Annotated in this window: 26 protein-coding genes; 25 read left to right on the top strand and 1 reads right to left on the bottom strand. The window is 69.3% G+C overall.

What is annotated here, in order from left to right; all coding sequences use genetic code 11:
• On the bottom strand, nt 1-310 hold a 310-nt coding region (locus ACI38Z_RS04650), incomplete at its 3' end, for a helix-turn-helix domain-containing protein (protein WP_439789020.1).
• 125 nt (nt 311-435) lie between these two features.
• On the opposite strand from ACI38Z_RS04650, the gene ACI38Z_RS04645 reads away from it, so the two are divergent.
• From ACI38Z_RS04645 to ACI38Z_RS04525, 25 genes are all read left to right on the top strand, one after another.
• Entirely contained in the window at nt 436-663 is a 228-nt protein-coding gene (locus ACI38Z_RS04645) for a helix-turn-helix domain-containing protein (RefSeq protein WP_439789019.1), read from the top strand.
• A 66-nt stretch (nt 664-729) separates the two neighbouring features.
• Nucleotides 730-1,509, top strand: coding sequence for a phage antirepressor (locus ACI38Z_RS04640; protein WP_439789018.1), 780 nt, complete (start codon nt 730-732; stop codon nt 1,507-1,509).
• On the top strand, nt 1,510-1,959 hold the full coding sequence (locus ACI38Z_RS04635; protein ID WP_439789017.1) for a helix-turn-helix domain-containing protein: 450 nt from the start codon (nt 1,510-1,512) through the stop codon (nt 1,957-1,959).
• On the top strand, nt 1,934-2,104 hold the full coding sequence (locus ACI38Z_RS04630) for a hypothetical protein (RefSeq protein WP_439789016.1): 171 nt from the start codon (nt 1,934-1,936) through the stop codon (nt 2,102-2,104). Before ACI38Z_RS04635 ends, ACI38Z_RS04630 begins: the two co-directional genes overlap by 26 nt.
• A 2-nt stretch (nt 2,105-2,106) precedes the next feature.
• Complete coding sequence (locus ACI38Z_RS04625) at nt 2,107-2,286, top strand: hypothetical protein (RefSeq protein WP_439789015.1); 180 nt, start codon at nt 2,107-2,109, stop codon at nt 2,284-2,286.
• On the top strand, nt 2,283-2,741 hold the full coding sequence (locus ACI38Z_RS04620) for a hypothetical protein (protein ID WP_439789014.1): 459 nt from the start codon (nt 2,283-2,285) through the stop codon (nt 2,739-2,741). Before ACI38Z_RS04625 ends, ACI38Z_RS04620 begins: the two co-directional genes overlap by 4 nt.
• Nucleotides 2,728-2,970: a hypothetical protein gene (locus ACI38Z_RS04615; RefSeq protein WP_439789013.1), complete on the top strand. Its 243-nt coding sequence runs from the start codon at nt 2,728-2,730 to the stop codon at nt 2,968-2,970. The genes ACI38Z_RS04620 and ACI38Z_RS04615 overlap by 14 nt, the downstream gene beginning before the upstream one ends.
• Nucleotides 2,963-3,919 (top strand): hypothetical protein, encoded by a 957-nt coding sequence (locus ACI38Z_RS04610; protein WP_439789012.1) that lies wholly within the window; start codon nt 2,963-2,965, stop codon nt 3,917-3,919. Before ACI38Z_RS04615 ends, ACI38Z_RS04610 begins: the two co-directional genes overlap by 8 nt.
• Nucleotides 3,912-4,817: a hypothetical protein gene (locus tag ACI38Z_RS04605; protein ID WP_439789011.1), complete on the top strand. Its 906-nt coding sequence runs from the start codon at nt 3,912-3,914 to the stop codon at nt 4,815-4,817. Before ACI38Z_RS04610 ends, ACI38Z_RS04605 begins: the two co-directional genes overlap by 8 nt.
• A complete protein-coding gene (locus tag ACI38Z_RS04600) occupies nt 4,817-5,296 on the top strand; it encodes a single-stranded DNA-binding protein (RefSeq protein WP_439789010.1) in 480 nt (159 codons plus the stop codon). The genes ACI38Z_RS04605 and ACI38Z_RS04600 overlap by 1 nt, the downstream gene beginning before the upstream one ends.
• A gap of 13 nt (nt 5,297-5,309) precedes the next feature.
• Entirely contained in the window at nt 5,310-5,711 is a 402-nt protein-coding gene (locus tag ACI38Z_RS04595) for a hypothetical protein (RefSeq protein WP_439789009.1), read from the top strand.
• A gap of 194 nt (nt 5,712-5,905) precedes the next feature.
• Complete coding sequence (locus ACI38Z_RS04590) at nt 5,906-6,037, top strand: hypothetical protein (protein WP_439789008.1); 132 nt, start codon at nt 5,906-5,908, stop codon at nt 6,035-6,037.
• A complete protein-coding gene (locus ACI38Z_RS04585; protein WP_439789007.1) occupies nt 6,018-6,245 on the top strand; it encodes a hypothetical protein in 228 nt (75 codons plus the stop codon). Before ACI38Z_RS04590 ends, ACI38Z_RS04585 begins: the two co-directional genes overlap by 20 nt.
• 98 nt (nt 6,246-6,343) lie before the next feature.
• Nucleotides 6,344-6,628: a hypothetical protein gene (locus ACI38Z_RS04580; protein WP_439789006.1), complete on the top strand. Its 285-nt coding sequence runs from the start codon at nt 6,344-6,346 to the stop codon at nt 6,626-6,628.
• The gene (locus tag ACI38Z_RS04575; RefSeq protein ID WP_439789005.1) at nt 6,625-7,035 is read left to right on the top strand and encodes a ParB/Srx family N-terminal domain-containing protein; all 411 of its coding nucleotides are present in this window, start codon (nt 6,625-6,627) and stop codon (nt 7,033-7,035) included. The genes ACI38Z_RS04580 and ACI38Z_RS04575 overlap by 4 nt, the downstream gene beginning before the upstream one ends.
• 117 nt (nt 7,036-7,152) lie before the next feature.
• A complete protein-coding gene (locus ACI38Z_RS04570) occupies nt 7,153-7,641 on the top strand; it encodes a helix-turn-helix domain-containing protein (RefSeq protein ID WP_439789004.1) in 489 nt (162 codons plus the stop codon).
• Entirely contained in the window at nt 7,631-8,896 is a 1,266-nt protein-coding gene (locus tag ACI38Z_RS04565; RefSeq protein ID WP_439789003.1) for a PBSX family phage terminase large subunit, read from the top strand. Before ACI38Z_RS04570 ends, ACI38Z_RS04565 begins: the two co-directional genes overlap by 11 nt.
• A 3-nt stretch (nt 8,897-8,899) precedes the next feature.
• The gene (locus tag ACI38Z_RS04560) at nt 8,900-10,309 is read left to right on the top strand and encodes a phage portal protein (protein WP_439789002.1); all 1,410 of its coding nucleotides are present in this window, start codon (nt 8,900-8,902) and stop codon (nt 10,307-10,309) included.
• On the top strand, nt 10,309-12,003 hold the full coding sequence (locus ACI38Z_RS04555) for a phage minor head protein (RefSeq protein WP_439789001.1): 1,695 nt from the start codon (nt 10,309-10,311) through the stop codon (nt 12,001-12,003). Before ACI38Z_RS04560 ends, ACI38Z_RS04555 begins: the two co-directional genes overlap by 1 nt.
• Nucleotides 12,000-12,218 (top strand): hypothetical protein, encoded by a 219-nt coding sequence (locus ACI38Z_RS04550; RefSeq protein WP_439789000.1) that lies wholly within the window; start codon nt 12,000-12,002, stop codon nt 12,216-12,218. The genes ACI38Z_RS04555 and ACI38Z_RS04550 overlap by 4 nt, the downstream gene beginning before the upstream one ends.
• 123 nt (nt 12,219-12,341) lie before the next feature.
• The gene (locus ACI38Z_RS04545) at nt 12,342-12,677 is read left to right on the top strand and encodes an HK97-gp10 family putative phage morphogenesis protein (RefSeq protein ID WP_439788999.1); all 336 of its coding nucleotides are present in this window, start codon (nt 12,342-12,344) and stop codon (nt 12,675-12,677) included.
• Between the two features lie 117 nt (nt 12,678-12,794).
• On the top strand, nt 12,795-13,379 hold the full coding sequence (locus ACI38Z_RS04540) for a phage scaffolding protein (protein WP_439788998.1): 585 nt from the start codon (nt 12,795-12,797) through the stop codon (nt 13,377-13,379).
• 12 nt (nt 13,380-13,391) lie between these two features.
• Nucleotides 13,392-14,270 carry a P22 phage major capsid protein family protein gene (locus ACI38Z_RS04535; protein WP_439788997.1) on the top strand — a complete coding sequence of 293 codons (879 nt, stop codon included), beginning with the start codon at nt 13,392-13,394 and terminating at the stop codon, nt 14,268-14,270.
• Nucleotides 14,270-14,704 carry a hypothetical protein gene (locus ACI38Z_RS04530; RefSeq protein ID WP_439788996.1) on the top strand — a complete coding sequence of 145 codons (435 nt, stop codon included), beginning with the start codon at nt 14,270-14,272 and terminating at the stop codon, nt 14,702-14,704. The genes ACI38Z_RS04535 and ACI38Z_RS04530 overlap by 1 nt, the downstream gene beginning before the upstream one ends.
• On the top strand, nt 14,701-15,036 hold the full coding sequence (locus tag ACI38Z_RS04525; RefSeq protein ID WP_439788995.1) for a hypothetical protein: 336 nt from the start codon (nt 14,701-14,703) through the stop codon (nt 15,034-15,036). The genes ACI38Z_RS04530 and ACI38Z_RS04525 overlap by 4 nt, the downstream gene beginning before the upstream one ends.
• Nucleotides 15,037-15,144 lie beyond the last annotated feature (108 nt).

Genomic DNA, 15,144 nt, shown 5'->3' with positions numbered 1-15,144 from the left:
CTTGTTTTGTCTCGTCGGACTGTGAGAGTGCCTCTCGTGGCGTTCCTGCGGCGATGCGGCCTAGAACTGGCATCGCATACGATCGTGCTGGGAGAGCCTGGATATATCCGGTATCGCTATCAACTCCAAGCAGATACGAGACAGTTGCGCCAAGAAGCGAACTCATTTTCAAAATCACGTCGGCCTTAGGGTCGCGCTGGCCGGTCTCCCATCTTGCGATCTGCTGCTGAGTGGTTCCCATCTTCTCCGCAAGCGTCTGCTGGCTCCATCCCTTTGCTCTTCGAGCCTCTGCGATTTTGTACGAACCCAAATTGACCACCTCCGCATATACATCCGTTTGAGCATATTTTTACATCCATTTGGTGTTGACACAACGCCCAAACGGGTGTAAATTAGCCTTGTAAGAAACGCCTAAACGGATGTAAGGAGGCGGACATGCGAGGAAACATGCGGGCTGAACGAGCAAGGAGAGGATTGTCCGAAAGAGAGGTAGCGAAGGAGATTGGCGTCAATGCCAACCAGGTATCGCGTTGGGAGCAGGGATCGCAAGAGCCATCCGGATCAAACCTTCTAAAGCTTGCGGCATTCTACGGCTGCTCTCCTGATTACCTGCTCGATCTCACGCTCGAGCGCAAAAAACAGGTGGTCGCAAGGGGCGAGTAAGCAAATAGAAGCGCCCCCGGCCGTGGCATCGGCGCGAGGGCGACGACATGAGACGGGAGGTCTCGGATGTCGCAAGAGATTGTACCGCAGGTTTTCGACAGCGAGGAGTTCGGAACCATCCGCACGATTGTGCGGGACGGCAACCCGCTTTTCTGTGGGTCGGACGTTGCTAAGGCGCTTGGTTACGCAAAACCAAACAACGCGCTCAACACGCACTGCAAGGGTACCCCGATTCAGGGCACCCTCCAGACACAGGGCGGGCCTCAGACTGTGCGCTTCATAACTGAGGGCGACATGTACCGCCTCATTGCCAGCAGCAAGCTGGAGAGCGCCCAGCGCTTCGAGTCATGGGTGTTCGATGAGGTCATTCCCTCGATTCGCAAGCATGGGGCATACGCGACCCACCAGACGATCGAGAGCATAATCGCCGACCCCAGGAACGGGATAAGGCTCCTCCAGGCGCTGGCAGACGAGCAGGACCGCAACCGCAAGCTCCAGGCGGAGAACAAGGAGATGGAGCCCAAGGCCTTCTTCGCCGACTCCGTCTCGCGCTCGAAGACCTCTGTGCTCGTCGGGGTCATGGCGAAGATCCTCAACCAGAACGGCTACAGGACCGGGCAGAACCGCTTCTTCAAGACGCTCTGCAACGACGGCTACCTGATAGGCACCAAGGGGCGGAACTACCACATGCCGACCCAGAGGGCGCTCGACATGGGCCTCTTCGAGGTCAAGGAGTCCACGCGCACGCATTCGGACGGACATACCTCGATTGACCGCACGACCCTCGTAACCGGCAAGGGTCAGGTCTACTTCGTCAACCGCTACTGCGGCGGGGAGGTGGACTAGATGCCAGGGGACGAGCGTCCGAAGGCCGCGCCGCTGACGCTCTCGGTGGCCGAGGCGAGCGAGCGCAGCGGGTTCAGCCAGCAGGTCATTCGCACGGCCATAAGGCGCGGGGAGCTGCGCAGCCTCATGCCGCACGGCAGGGTGCGCGGGCGCAGGGTGCGCGTGCGCGACCTGTACGCGTGGATGGAGGAGATGGAGCGGGTGAGCCTGGACACCCACAGCGTCATGGGCCCGGGCGAGATCAGGGCGATGGGGTACGCGGTGCCCGGAAGGCTAGCCGGGGACGCCCAGGGCCCGCCCGTGAGGGCGCGGCTGGAGTTCACGGCCCCCAGGGCCGTGGTGGACGGCGCCTGCGCGTGGCTCGCGCGCCACGGCGCCACGGAGAGGACGATGCGCCTCGGGCGCGTCGGGGGAGGAGCGAGCGATGGCAAGGATCAGATGGGACGTTGAGCACCTGGCCGCGTGGGCGGCCGGCGTCGACTGGGGCGAGGTGGCCCGGTGGGCGATCGCGGCCGCGCTGCTGCTCGTGGCCTTCGGGCTCGCGGGGGCCAGCGACTACGCCGACCGCGTGGCCAGCCTGTCGGGGAGGTGGTAGCCGTGGAATCGCTCCACGTGGTGGCCCGCGAGCGCGGCCACGAGCTGGTCTGCGACGGCTGGGACTACTACGACCGCCCGGTGCGCCCGGGGCGCGGCGGCAGGGGCCGCCTGCGCCTGGTCGGGACCTTCGAGACGGACGCCGAGGCCGCCGAGGCGTGGCTGGGGATGGTGCGCCGATGAGCCGGGCGAAGGAGAAGGGCACCCGCTTCGAGAGCGCGGTGGTCGCCTACCTGCGCCGGGAGCTGGGCGACGGGAGGCCGCACAGGGCCGCGCCCGCGGGGGCTCGCGACCTTGGGGACGTGCACGGGCTGTGGGCGCGCGGCCTGCCCGGGATAGCCGAGTGCAAGAACTACTCCGATTGGGGGCGCTCCGACCTTTCCAGGTGGCGGGCCGAGACGCTCGCCGAGCGCGGCAACGCCGGCGCGAGCTGGGCGGCGCTCGTGGTCCACAGGAGGGGCCTGAGCACGGACCCGGCGGGGCCGACCTTCGGGCTGAACCCGGTGGAGATGACACTCCACGACCTGCTGGCCCTGGCGGGCGCGGAGCCCGGCCAGGGGAGCGGCGGCGTGTGGGTCCGGATAGACATGGCCGGCCTCGCCGGCCTGATGAGGGGAGACATGGATGTGCGGGAGTGAGAGGCAGCTGTGCCGCGATGTCGCGGCGATGCTGGGCGGCACCGAGAGGGCCGCGCTGACGGACGGTCACGGCGGCGAGCTCGCCGACGTGACCGAGTACCTGGCGGGCGTGTGCGACATGGCCGTCGCGGTCGCCGGGCTGGCCGAGCTGCCCAGCGATGACGCGGGCGCGCTGGTGAAGGCGCTGGTGCTGTGGCACTGTCGGATGGGTGGTGACGGCGATGAGTAGCGACGACGTGCAGGAGGTGACGCCGGAGCTCGTGGAGCCCCCCGAGCTCTCGACGCGGCTCGACCAGGCGGTGGCCAAGGCCGTGGGGATGGCGGAGACGTGGCCGGAGCGCTTCCAGCCGCGCGTCCCCGCCGACGGCGACGACTACCGCCAGGCAAAGCGCGAGAGGACGGCGCTGCGCAAGGAGCTGTCCGCCATCACGGACGGCCGGAAGGCGATGTTCGCGCCGTGGAAGGACGCGATAAAACGCGGTGAGGCGCGGTTCGCCGACGTGCTGGCGCGCGGCCGCGAGATGGACGCGGCCTACAAGGACGGCATAGACGAGTACGAGCGCGGCCTGGCGCAGTCCAGGATGGAGTCCCTCGCCGGGTACTACGCCGACCTCGCGCCGATGCTGGTGCCGCTCGTGCCCCTGGAGGCGATAGACGCCAGGTGGGGCGCCGAGGACGGCTGGCACAAGGTCGGGGCCAGCGAGGTGCGCATGCGCGAGCAGCTTGAGGGACACGTCCAGGAGATAGCCGACAACGAGGCCCTCATCAAGAGCATGCACTACGACCAGGACGACGAGGAGGCGCTGCGCAGGCGCTACCTGGCGACGCTCGACTTCAGGGGCGCGTGCGTGGAGGTGCAGGCCGAGCGCGAGCGCCGCGAGAGGCTGCGCGAGCTGGACAGGCAGCGGGCGCAGGCGCGTGCCGACGAGGAGCAGGCGCCGGAGGCGGCCCAGGCCGACGGGGCGGCCGCGTGCGGCCACGAAGTCGAGGCGGACGGCCAGTTGCCCATAGCGGAGCGGCAGGCCCCGCAGGCGGGCGCACAGGCGCCCACGGCGGCATCCGGGGTGATCGTGTTCCGCGTGGAGGTGCCACGCGCGAAGGCCCGCGAGTTCGTGGCGGCGATGAGGCGGATAGGCGGCGTGCACGGCAGGCCGTGGAGAGGTGAGGACGATGAGTAGGGACATGGATGCGGCGATCGTGGCGCAGGGCGCGCCCAGGCAGCTGACGATGGCGGACACCATCAACTTCGCGAAATCGGTGGCGGGCGGGAGCCTCCTCCCGCGCGACTACCAGCGCAACCCGGCGAACGTGATAATCGCGGTCAACCTGGGCCAGAGCATGGGCCTCAGCCCGGCGGAGTCGCTCTACAGGATCAACGTGATCCAGGGCAAGCCCACGGCGTCGGCGGAGCTCATCGCGGCGCAGGTGCGCAAGGCCGGCCACAAGCTGCGCATCTCCAAGGACGAGGCGAGGCAGAGCGTCACCGCCACCATCGTCCGCTGCGACGACCCGGACTACCCCATAAGCGAGACGAGGGACGCGGCGTGGGCGCAGCGCATGGGCCTGGCGTCCAAGGACAACTACAGGAAACAGCCCATGACGATGCTCACCTGGCGCGCCATCACGGCCGTGGCGAGGGAGGCGTGCCCCGAGGCGCTCTACGGGGTGGCCTACACGCCCGACGAGATGCGCGACATGGACCCGCAGCCGGCCCAGGAGGCCACGTCCGGGCACCAGCCAGCCCAGGGCGGCCAGGCGGACCTGGGGGCGGTGCGCGTGGCGTACGCGGCCTACAGGCGCGCGACGGGGGCCACCAACGCCCAGGCGATGGCCGACGTGTGCGCGGCGGTGGGCGCGGCCGACATGCGCTCGATGACCCAGGCGCAGGCGGACCAGGCGGAGGCGTGGCTCAGGTCGCACGCCGCTGCGGGCCAGGCGCAGGAACCCGACGAGGCGGCCCTGGCCGACGACGGGCGCGTGGGCACCCAGCCCGCGGAGCCGGAGCCCGAGGCCGAGGCCGAGGCCGAGCAGGAGCCCGTGGAGCCCGACCTCTACGGAGAGGAGCTGGAGTTCTGATGGCGGCGAGCATAAACGCGGTGGCGCTCTCGGGGAACCTGGCCCGGGACGCCGAGGAGCGCCAGGCGGGCGAGGCGGTGGCGCTGAGCTTCCCCCTGGCCGTGTCCGAGCGCCGCAAGGACCCGCAGACGGGCGAGTGGGGCGACAGGGCGAGCTACGTGGACGTGACCTACTTCGTGCGCTCCGACAGGGCGCTGGCGTGGCTGCGCGAGGCGCTCGCGAAGGGCGCCCACGTCACAGTGCAGGGGCGCCTGCGCCAGGACCGCTGGACCGACAGGCAGACCGGAGAGCGGCGCTACAGGCTGGGCGTGGTGGCCGACGTGCTGGACTGCCCTGGGGCGCGCACGGAGCCCCAGGCCGCCCCGCAGGCCCCACGGGCCGGGACGAGGCCGCAGGCCGCCACGCCGGCGGCACCTGGCTACAGGGCGGCGGTGCCGCCGGCCGCGCCTGGGCCCTACGACGAGGACATCCCGTTCTAGGGGGGTGCAGGCGATGGCGACGAGGGGCGGCGGCGTCTACTTCCCCGTGGACGCGGGGTTCTGCGACACGATGGTGGCGCGCATGATAACGAGGCGGCTCGGGGCCGAGGGCTTCGCCGCCTACGTCCGCATGCTCTGCTGCCTGCTCAACGAGCCTGGAGGCCGCCTGCCCCTCGCCATGGACGACGAGTGGGAGGTGCTGAGCGAGCGGCTCGGCCTCCCGCTCGGCACCACGAGGGAGCTGGTCTCGCTCATGGAGCACTACGGGGCCCTCGTGAGGCCGGACGGCGGCGGGTTCGTCATGAGCCCGCAGGTGAGCGCCGGGCTCGCCGCCCGCGAGGAGATCGTGGAGAAGCGCAGGGCCGCCGGCAGGGCGTCGGGCGAGGCCAGGCGCAGGAAGGCCTCCGACGGGTAGCGAGCATGTGTTCAAGCAAGTGTTCGAGCATGTGCCGAGCACTGACTTACGTACTTACTTACTGACTTACTTACTGAACACCTCACTAGTAAGTCTCCCTTACTAGAGAGGTTGACTGACAAGCGAGGGCGGGGCCGGCGATGTCGAAAACAGTGTCGAAAACTCGCCGGCCACCCGCCTGGGAGGGGAGAGCCATGGGACAGACGATTGAAGAGGTCGAGGACGCCGCGTACGGCTGCGTGCTGGCCGAGGCGGAGCGCTGGGAGAACCAGGCGGACGAGGAAGAGGAAGAGGACGGAGACGACGATGACGACGATGAGCGCTGACGAGAAGGTGGTGGTTCAGGTGAGGGACACGGTGTTCATGCCGCACCCGCTCGACGCCACGGCGTCCGACGACGAGCGCCTGGCCCTGCTGCTCCTCATGGGGCGCGTGGCCGAGGCCTCGGGCCGGAGCATGGCGGAGGTGCGGGAGGCGACCTACCGGCTGTGGGGGCACATGATAGCCGGCGGCCCGGCCGGGGGCAGGCCTTGACGCGGCGGGATGGGGCATCAGCCCCAAGCGCCCCAAAATCACGGAAGTGGACGGCGTGGTCGTGGTCGGAGCTGCAGCTGGTGTGGCGGCACCCGGACATGACGGCCGCAGAGCTCGCCGACATGCTCCCGGGGCGCACGCCCAAGGCGGTGCGCCGGGTGCGCGAGCGCTACGGCAGGTGGCGCACCGAGGGCGTGGTTCCGCTGTGCCAGCGGTGCGGCGAGCACCCGGTGTTCTTCGAGGACCCGCAGGCGCGGCGCTGGGGCCTGTGCCGGGAGTGCGCCCAGGCCGAGAAGGACTGGCGCGACAGGAACGCGGACCGGATCGCGCGCGAGAACGCTGCGCGGCGGCAGAGGAAGCACAAGAGGAAGGGGCGCAGGTGAGCGACTCGAAGCGCGGGCGAAGCGCGGCGAGGGGCCCGCAGGCGGGCCAGCCCAGGCTCGCGGTGGACTGGGTGCCGACGGCGGAGCTGGTGCCCTACGCCGGCAACGCGAAGCAGCACCCGGACGGGCAGGTGGACGAGATTTGCGAGAGCATAAAGGAGTTCGGCTTCAGCGACCCCGTGGGCGCGTGGCACGACCAGGACGGAAGCCCCATCATCGTCGAGGGGCACGGCCGCGTGCTCGCGGCGCAGAGGCTCGGCCTGGCCACGGTGCCGGTGGTGTGGCTCGACCACCTGGACGACGAGGGGCGGCGCGCATCACGCGCGACGAATGCGGGCGGGCCTGCGAGCCGTTCGCCCGCGAGTTCGACCGGGTGTCGCGCGAATCCGCAGCCAGGCACGGCGTGAGGCCGAGGCGCTTCTCCCTGGCGGCCTTCCTGAGATAGCCAGCCTACGTGGCATGGTGCAGTTGCGGGCGCTCGGCTTCGGCCGGGCGCCCGTTTTCGTGCCGCGACAATGGGCGGCATGGGAGCAGCGGGCATAGACGGATTCACGCGGGCCTGGTCGGAGCCGAGCCAGCTGGAGCGGGTGACCAACTGGGCCGCCCGCGGATGCACCATGGCCGAGCTCGCCCACAACATGGGCATCAACCCCGACACGCTCTACCGCTGGTGCCACAGGCACCCGGAGCTCGACAAGGCGATACGCGACGGCCGCGCCATGTCGGTGGAGGCCATCGAGGACGCGCTCTTCCGCTCCGCCCTCGGCCTCGACTACGAGGAGAGCGAGGTCACGGAGGTGGAGCAGCGTCCGGACGGCACGCAGCGGAAGCACGTGCGCAAGGTACGGACGAAGGTGCGCCCCAGCGTGGCGGCGCAGATCTTCTACCTGAAGAACCGCGCGGGGTACCGCGACAACCCGCCGGAGGCGCCGCAGGCGGACGCCGGCGTGCCGGAGGACCCGCTGAGCGCAGCGCTTGCGGAGCGCGCGAGGGGGCTCGACGATGGGGCTTAGCGGCCGCCAGCTCGACGTGCTGGCCTTCCCCTACACGCGCTACGACGCCCTGGTGTGCGACGGCTCCGTGCGCTCGGGCAAGTCATCCATAATCAGCGTGGCCTTCGTGGACTGGGCCATGCGCACCTTCGGCGGCCAGCGCCTGGGCATCTGCGGCAAGACCATCGACGCCGCGCGCAAGAACGTCATAGAGCCATACATGGCAATGTCGTGGCCCACGCGCCACATGGGATACGCGCTCCGGTGGCGCGGGGGCGAGAACGTCCTGGAGGTCTCCTGGCACGGCCGCACGAACGCCTTCGAGCTCTTCGGCGGCAAGGACGAGGGCTCTCGAATGCTCATCCAGGGCCGCACGCTCGCCGGCGTGCTCATGGACGAGGTCGCGCTCATGCCCCGGAGCTTCGTGGAGCAGGCCGTGGCGCGCTGCTCGGTGCCGGGGAGCCGGCTGTGGTTCGACTGCAACCCCGAGGGCCCGACGCACTGGTTCAAGCGCGAGTGGATAGACCGGGCGGCCGAGAAGAACGCGCTGCGCCTGCACTTCACCATGGACGACAACCCGGGCCTGACGCCGGAGGTGCGGGCGCGCTACGAGCGCATGTACAGCGGCGTCTTCTATCGCCGCTACGTGCTCGGCGATTGGGTGCGGGCCGAGGGCCTCGTCTACCCGGACCACGAGAATGCGCTTGAGGGCCCGTGGCAGCCCGAGGACGGCAGGCCGGTGCGCTGGGCGGTGTCAATCGACTACGGCACGCAGAACGCCTTCGCGGCGCTCCTGTGGGCCCGCCAGGGCGGCACGTGGCACGCCGTCCGGGAGTTCTACTATTCGGGCCGCGCAGAGGGCCACCAGATGACCGACGCCGACTATGCCGGGCGCGTGGAGGCCCTGTGCGAGGGCGTCCCCGGCGAGGTCGAGGTGATAGTGGACCCGAGCGCAACCAGCTTCATGGCCGAGCTGCGCCGGCACGGGGGCCAGCGCTTCCGCGTGCGCCACGCCCGCAACGACGTGGAGGACGGCCTGCGCGAGACGGCCGCGTGCATGCAGGCCGGCCTGGTCCGCATCGGCCGGGAGGCGTGCCCGGCCCTGGTGCGGGAGCTCGGCGGCTACGTATGGGACGAGGCCCACGGGGACGGCGAGAGGCCGCTGAAGGTGGACGACCACGCCTGCGACGCCCTGCGCTACCTGGTGGCGACGGAGCGCGTTAGCAAGGAGCTTGAATCGCCTGGGGAGAGCTACAAGAGCGTTTTCGGGAGGTAGGGCATGCCTGAGCCGTCGAGCCGCAGGACCATGAGGACGTGGCAGGACTTCGAGCGGGCCGTGGCCGGCGGGAGGCGCGAGGCCTTCGTGCTGGGGGCCATAGACGCGCACGTCCACGGGCCGCTGTGCCGCACGGCGCTTGACGCCGACGAGTACGACCACCAGCGCAACGTGACCATAAACAGGTACGTGCAGACCATCTTCACGCTGACCGGCTCGCCCGTCGAGGACTTCACCGCGAGCAACGCCAAGGTGGCGAGCAACTTCTTCAACCGCCTGAACACGCAGCGCTGCATGTACAGCCTGGGCAACGGCGTCACCTTCGCCTCGGCGGGGGCCGACGGCGACGCGACCAAGCAGGCCCTGGGCCCGCGCTTCGACCACGACCTGCGCGACTGGGCGTATGCCGCGCTCATCCACGGCGTGGCCTTCGGCTACTGGAGCGGGACGAGGCTCTACGCCTTCGAGGTGACCGAGTTCGTGCCGCTGTGGGACGAGGTGACCGGCGCCCTGCGCGGCGGGATACGCTTCTGGCGCCTGGACGCGGACAGGCCCATGACCGTGACCCTCTACACGGAGGACGGCTACGTGACCTGGGTCACGGAGGACACCGGCCACGGCGCCGTGCTCCGCATGGTGCAGGACCTGACGCCGTACCGCACGCAGGTGGCGACCTACCCGGACGGCACGCAGGAGGTAGTGGGAGAGGGCAACTGGGACGCGGGCCTGCCCATCGTGCCGATGTGGGGCAGCCGCCTGCACCAGTCCACGCTCGTGGGCATGCGCCAGGCAATAGACAGCTATGACCTCATACAGAGCGGCTTCGCCAACGACCTGACCGACGTGAGCCAGGTCTACTGGATCGTGGAGAACTGCGGCGGCATGAGCGACGCCGACCTGGCGCGCTTCCGCGACCGCCTGAAGGTGCTGCACATAGCGAACGCCGACACAGACCAGGGCGGGAAGGTCACGCCGTACAGCCAGGAGGTGCCGTACCAGGCGCGCCAGGCGTACCTGGACGGCATCGAGACGCGGATCTACCGCGACTTCGGCGGCCTGGACGTGACGGCCCTCAGCGCCGCGAGCAAGACGGCGACCGAGATAGAGGCGGCCTACCAGCCGCTGGACGAGAACGCCAGCGACTTCGAGTACCAGGTGGAGCAGGCCATCCAGCGCCTCCTCGCGCTCCTCGGCATCGAGGACAGCCCGGAGTTCAAGCGCCAGCGCGTGACCAACCAGCTGGAGCAGGTGCAGATGGTCGCGCAGGAGGCCCAGTGGCTGGACCGCGAGACGGTGCTGCGGAAGCTCCCCAACGTCTCCCCGGACGAGGTGGCCGAGATCCTCGCGCGCTCGGACGGCGACGACGCGGAGCGCTTCGGCGTCCTTGGCGGTGACGGCGCGGAGGCCGAGTGATGGCGTACTCGGACCCGGGCCACGAGGCGGCCGAGGAGGAGATACGCAAGCTCTCCAAGCGCCTCCATGCGGCCTACAACAAGGCATACAAGGAGATGCGGAGGAAGGCCAAGGCCGACCTGGAGCGCCAGGCCGAGGCGGACGCCGAGATGGCCGCCAGGGTCAAGGCCGGCGACATGACGGAGGAGCAGCTCAAGGCGTGGCGCAAGGGCCGCGCGGCCGACGCCACGTGGTACGCGCAGATGGTGGACCAGCTCGCCATGGAGATGGCCCAGTGCGACCGGCAGGCGGCCGCCATCGTCAACGGCGCGAGCCCGGCCGTCTACGCCGAGAACGCCAACTACGGGGCCTTCCAGGTCGAGCGGGCGGCGAACGTGGACACGTCGTTCGCCCTCGTTGACGCCGACACGGTCGCAGGGCTCGTGCGCGACCACCCGGACCTGCTGCCGCAGGTGAGCCCCAATCCCTCGAAGGCCGAGGCGTGGGCGAGGAAGAAGGTGACCAGCGCCATAACCCAGAGCGTGCTCGTCGGCGAGTCGGTGCCGGACGCGGCGCGCCGCCTGCGCTCCGTGGTGGACATGGACGAGCGCGCGGCCACCAGGGCCGCCAGGACCGCGCTCACGGGCGCAGAGAACGCCGGGCGCGTGTCCTCGTACGACCGCGCGCGCGGCATGGGCATAGACGTGCGGGCGCGCTGGATGGCCACGCTGGACAGCCGGACGCGCGACAGCCACAGGCAGCTCGACGGCGAGGTGGCGGGAGACGACGGCAGGTTCTCCAACGGCCTTCGCTACCCGGGCGACCCCACGGGGCCGGCATCCGAGGTGTGGAACTGCCGCTGCACGCTCGTGGCGGCCATGCCCGGCTACGACGCCTTCGAGGACCGCAACGCCTCGAAGCTGGAGACCAGCTACGAGGAATGGAAGGCGGGGAGGGACCCGAAGAAGCCCAAGCCAAGCGGTCGCACCCTGAAGGAGTTCATGGACACGCCTGCGGCCGAGAGGGCAGCCCGCCGGGCCGGAATCAGCAATGCGCAGCTGCGAAGGCGCATCGTGGCGAGGCTCGGCGCCGACGGGAAGACAGGTAGAGACTTCCCGTCGATGACCAGGGCAGAGCAGCAGGAGGTCCTGTCGCGTGCCGTCAGCAGCGGGACGCATGCCGCGGGCTCCGGCGCCAGTGCGAGGTGGGCATCCCAGTATGCGAACGAGACCATGGAGATAGTGCCCGCATCTGGCAAGGCCGTGCATCTAGAGGGGGACCCGCTTGGCGTGCCCGTCCCGGACGACGTGTTCCCCATGCTGAAGGGGGCGAGCGTCTCGCACACCCACACTACCCCGATAGCAGGGACGTTTGGGACGGACGACATCAACCTGACTGTGGACGGTAAGGTGAAGTCGCACGAGGTCCATGCGACGCTAACCGGAATCACGTACCGGCTTGACAGGCTCCCCGGATGTACGGACGAGATGGCAGAGGAGTTCAAGAGGGACTTTGCAGCATACGACGCGTCGACTATCGATGACCTCAGCTATGCTTTCTGGCAGGAGCACTACCAGCAGGCGGGAGTGCCGATGGACGATTACGATATGATTGAAGTTGACAAGCTGTTGAAGCCCAAGCTTCACGAATGGCTCTCGGAGCACGCAGGCGAGTATGGCTTCAGATATACGACTAGAGAGGGGCAAGGCCTATGAACGGCCTGTACGTAGAGAAGTACAGGGCCTCGGGCAAACTGGCTGACGGGACCCTCTCCAAGGCCATCTTGTGCTCGTTCGAGGCTCTGCGCGCTGGCAGGGCGCACATACCCGCAGTGTTCGCCATGTACAGGGAAGATGACGTGCGCGCGGTTCTCGATGACGAGGACTACGCCGAATGGGAGGCCAAGCGCAAGGAGGCGCTCGGGGAGTGAGCCATCCCGCAAGAAACGGCTGGTTCCAAAACGCGACCAAGATTTAGGCCCCCGCCACCACGGCGGGGGCCTTTCTCATGCCGCGTGACCGCCGGGCGACCATGGCCGCGAGGTGATGCAGCCATGGCAGACGACGGGCTGAGGGTGAACGCGGACAACACGGAGGCGTGGCTTGCGGCCGTGGCCCCGGCGCTCGCGCGCGGGCTGGAGCAGGTGGGCATGGCGGCCGAGGGCCACGCAAAAGCAAAGTGCCCGGTGGACACAGGCCGCCTGCGCAACTCGATAACGCACGTGCAGCTGGACACGCACCATGAGGCGATAGGCACGAACGTCGAATATGCCCGCTACGTCGAGCTTGGGACCAGCCGGGCCAGAGCGCAGCCCTATCTCACGCCTGCGGCGACCGGGCACAGCGCCGAGTACCGCGCAATCATGGAGGCCGCCCTCGGCAAGTCGTGACCCCGTGACCCCATGCAGACAATCACACCTGACCAGCGGGGCAAGGCATCGCCCCGCCCCACGCGGCGGGGCACGCCGCAAGGCCGCCCGAGGCACAGGGCGGGGACGGAGGGGACCATGGCACTCACGCGCAAGATGCTCCGAGCAATGGGCATCGAGGACGAGAAGGCGGACGAGATCATCGAGGCGCACGCCGAGACCGTGGACGCGCTCAAGCAGAAGGCGGCGGACGCGGGCAGGGGCGGCGAGGAGGCCGAGACGCTCCGCAAGCAGGTGGAGCAGCTCAAGGCCGAGCTCGCCAAGGCCCAGGAGGCAGGCGACCCCGACGGCATCAAGGCCAAGTACGAGGAAGAGCGCAAGGCCTTCGAGGACTACAAGGCGCAGGTGGCCGCGAAGGACGCCGACCGCACCAAGCGCACGCTCTACCGCAGGCTCCTCGCCGACGCGGGGGTGGACCCCAGGCGCATGGACTCCATCATGCGCGTGGCCGACCTCTCCAAGGTCACGGTCAAGGACGGCGCCATCGAGGGCGCCGAAGAGCTGGAGAAGGGCATCAAGGAGGACTGGGCGGACTTCATCCCGACCACGTCCACGCAGGGCGCCAAGCCCGCGACCCCTCCCAAGGCGGGCGGCGAGCCCCAGCCCGACCTCAGCAAGATGACCGCGGCCGAGTACATCAACTGGAAGCATTCGCAGAAGTAAGGAGCCATCATCGTGCCAAACACCATCCTCACCGCCGAGGTCATCGCTGGCGAGGCCCTGGACGTGCTGCGCAACAACGCGGTCATGCCCAACCTGGTCTACCGCGACTACAGCGGCGACTTCGTGCCCGGCGTCGGCCAGACAATCAGCGTCCGCAAGCCCGCGAGCTTCGTGGCGAACGAGTACGCCGGCACCCTGACCGTCCAGGACGCCACCGAGACCAGCACCTCCGTAACCATGGACAAGCACCTGGACGTCTCCTTCGCGGTCACGTCCAGGGAGATGACCATGGACATCGCGGACTTCTCCGCGCAGTTCCTGACGCCCGCAATGCAGGCCTTCCTGGACAAGGTCGACGGCTACCTCATCGCCGCCGGCGTCGCGGCCGCGAAGAAGACAGTTGCGACCAGCGCGGCCGTCACCCAGGCGAACATCGTGGAGGCCCGCCAGGCCATCGTGCAGGGCAAGGCGCCCACCACGGACCGCAACTTCGTGTTCGGCCCGCAGATCGAGGCCGACCTGCTGAACACCGAGCTCTTCGTCAACGCAAGCGCGTCCGGCGACACCGCCGGCCTCCAGGAGGCCAGCATCGGCCGCAAGTTCGGCCTGGACTGCTATACCGACCAGAACTGCGAGAATGCGAAGGGCACCGAGGACGACGGCCTGGTGTTCCACAAGAACGCCCTCGCCCTCGTCACCCGCCCGCTGGAGCTGCCCCAGGGCGCCGCTAACGCATCCGTGGCCAACTACGACGGCTTCGGCATCCGCGTGGTCTACGGCTACGACATGCAGACCAAGACCGACACCGTCTCCCTCGACATGCTGTGCGGAGTGAAGGCGCTCTACCCCGAGCTCATCGCCTGCGTCAAGCGCACAGTGGCGACCGCCTAATGTCCGCCATGCTGGGCGCGGTCCTCGCGAGCATCAACAACTACTTCGCCGGCGATCCCGTGCGCGGGCGCTGGGCCGTCGCCGGCGGCGAGGTGTCGCCGGCGTCCGGCCAGGCGCTTGCCCTGGAGGGCGGCCAGTGGTGCATCATCGCGGGCTCCGCGCTCAACGACGGGCTGCACCGGCAGGGGGCGGGCGGCCTCGCGGACGAGGAGTTCGAGGGCACCGTAACGCCCCTGCGCATCCCGCGCGACCTGCTCGGCCTCGTCGCCGAGATCGAGGCGTGGCAGGACGCCCAGGACGCGGCGGCCGGGCCGTACGCCTCCGAGAGCTTTGGAGGCTACAGCTACAGCCGCGCGACCGACCCGGCGACCGGACTCCCCATGACGTGGGAGGCGGCCTTCCGCTCCCGCCTGAACCGCTGGAGGAAGCTATGAGCCTCCTCCAGCGCATGGGCCAGACGGTCACCCACCTGGTCGTGACCGAGACCGACGACGGGGAGGGCGGCACCGTGGCCACCATGTCCGACGGCGGCACCTTCCGCGCCGCGTGCTCGCGCGACTCGGCGCAGCCGGCCGAACTCGGTGGCAAGGTGCGCCAGAGCGACACGTGGACGCTCCTATGCCCGCGCGGGACCGGCCTGCGCTTCCACGAGCTGGTGCGCCTGGAGGACGGGACGAGGCTCCGCGTCACCACGACGCCCCAGGCGGCGCCGGATGGGGCCGGCATAGACGCCGAGCGCGTCACCGCCGAGGGGGTGGACGCATGACGCCGGATGCGGCCTTCACGGCCTGGCTCTCCGGGGCATGCGGGGCCCCGGCGTACGCGGAGGGGCACGTGCCAGACTCGGCCGCGTACCCCTTCGCCACCTTCTCCC

Origin of the sequence: Parafannyhessea sp., from assembly GCF_051876455.1 — a bacterium.
Classification (GTDB): domain Bacteria; phylum Actinomycetota; class Coriobacteriia; order Coriobacteriales; family Atopobiaceae; genus Parafannyhessea.
Note: the sequence above shows the minus strand (reverse complement) of the source record. Positions and strands in the feature narration are given on the sequence as shown.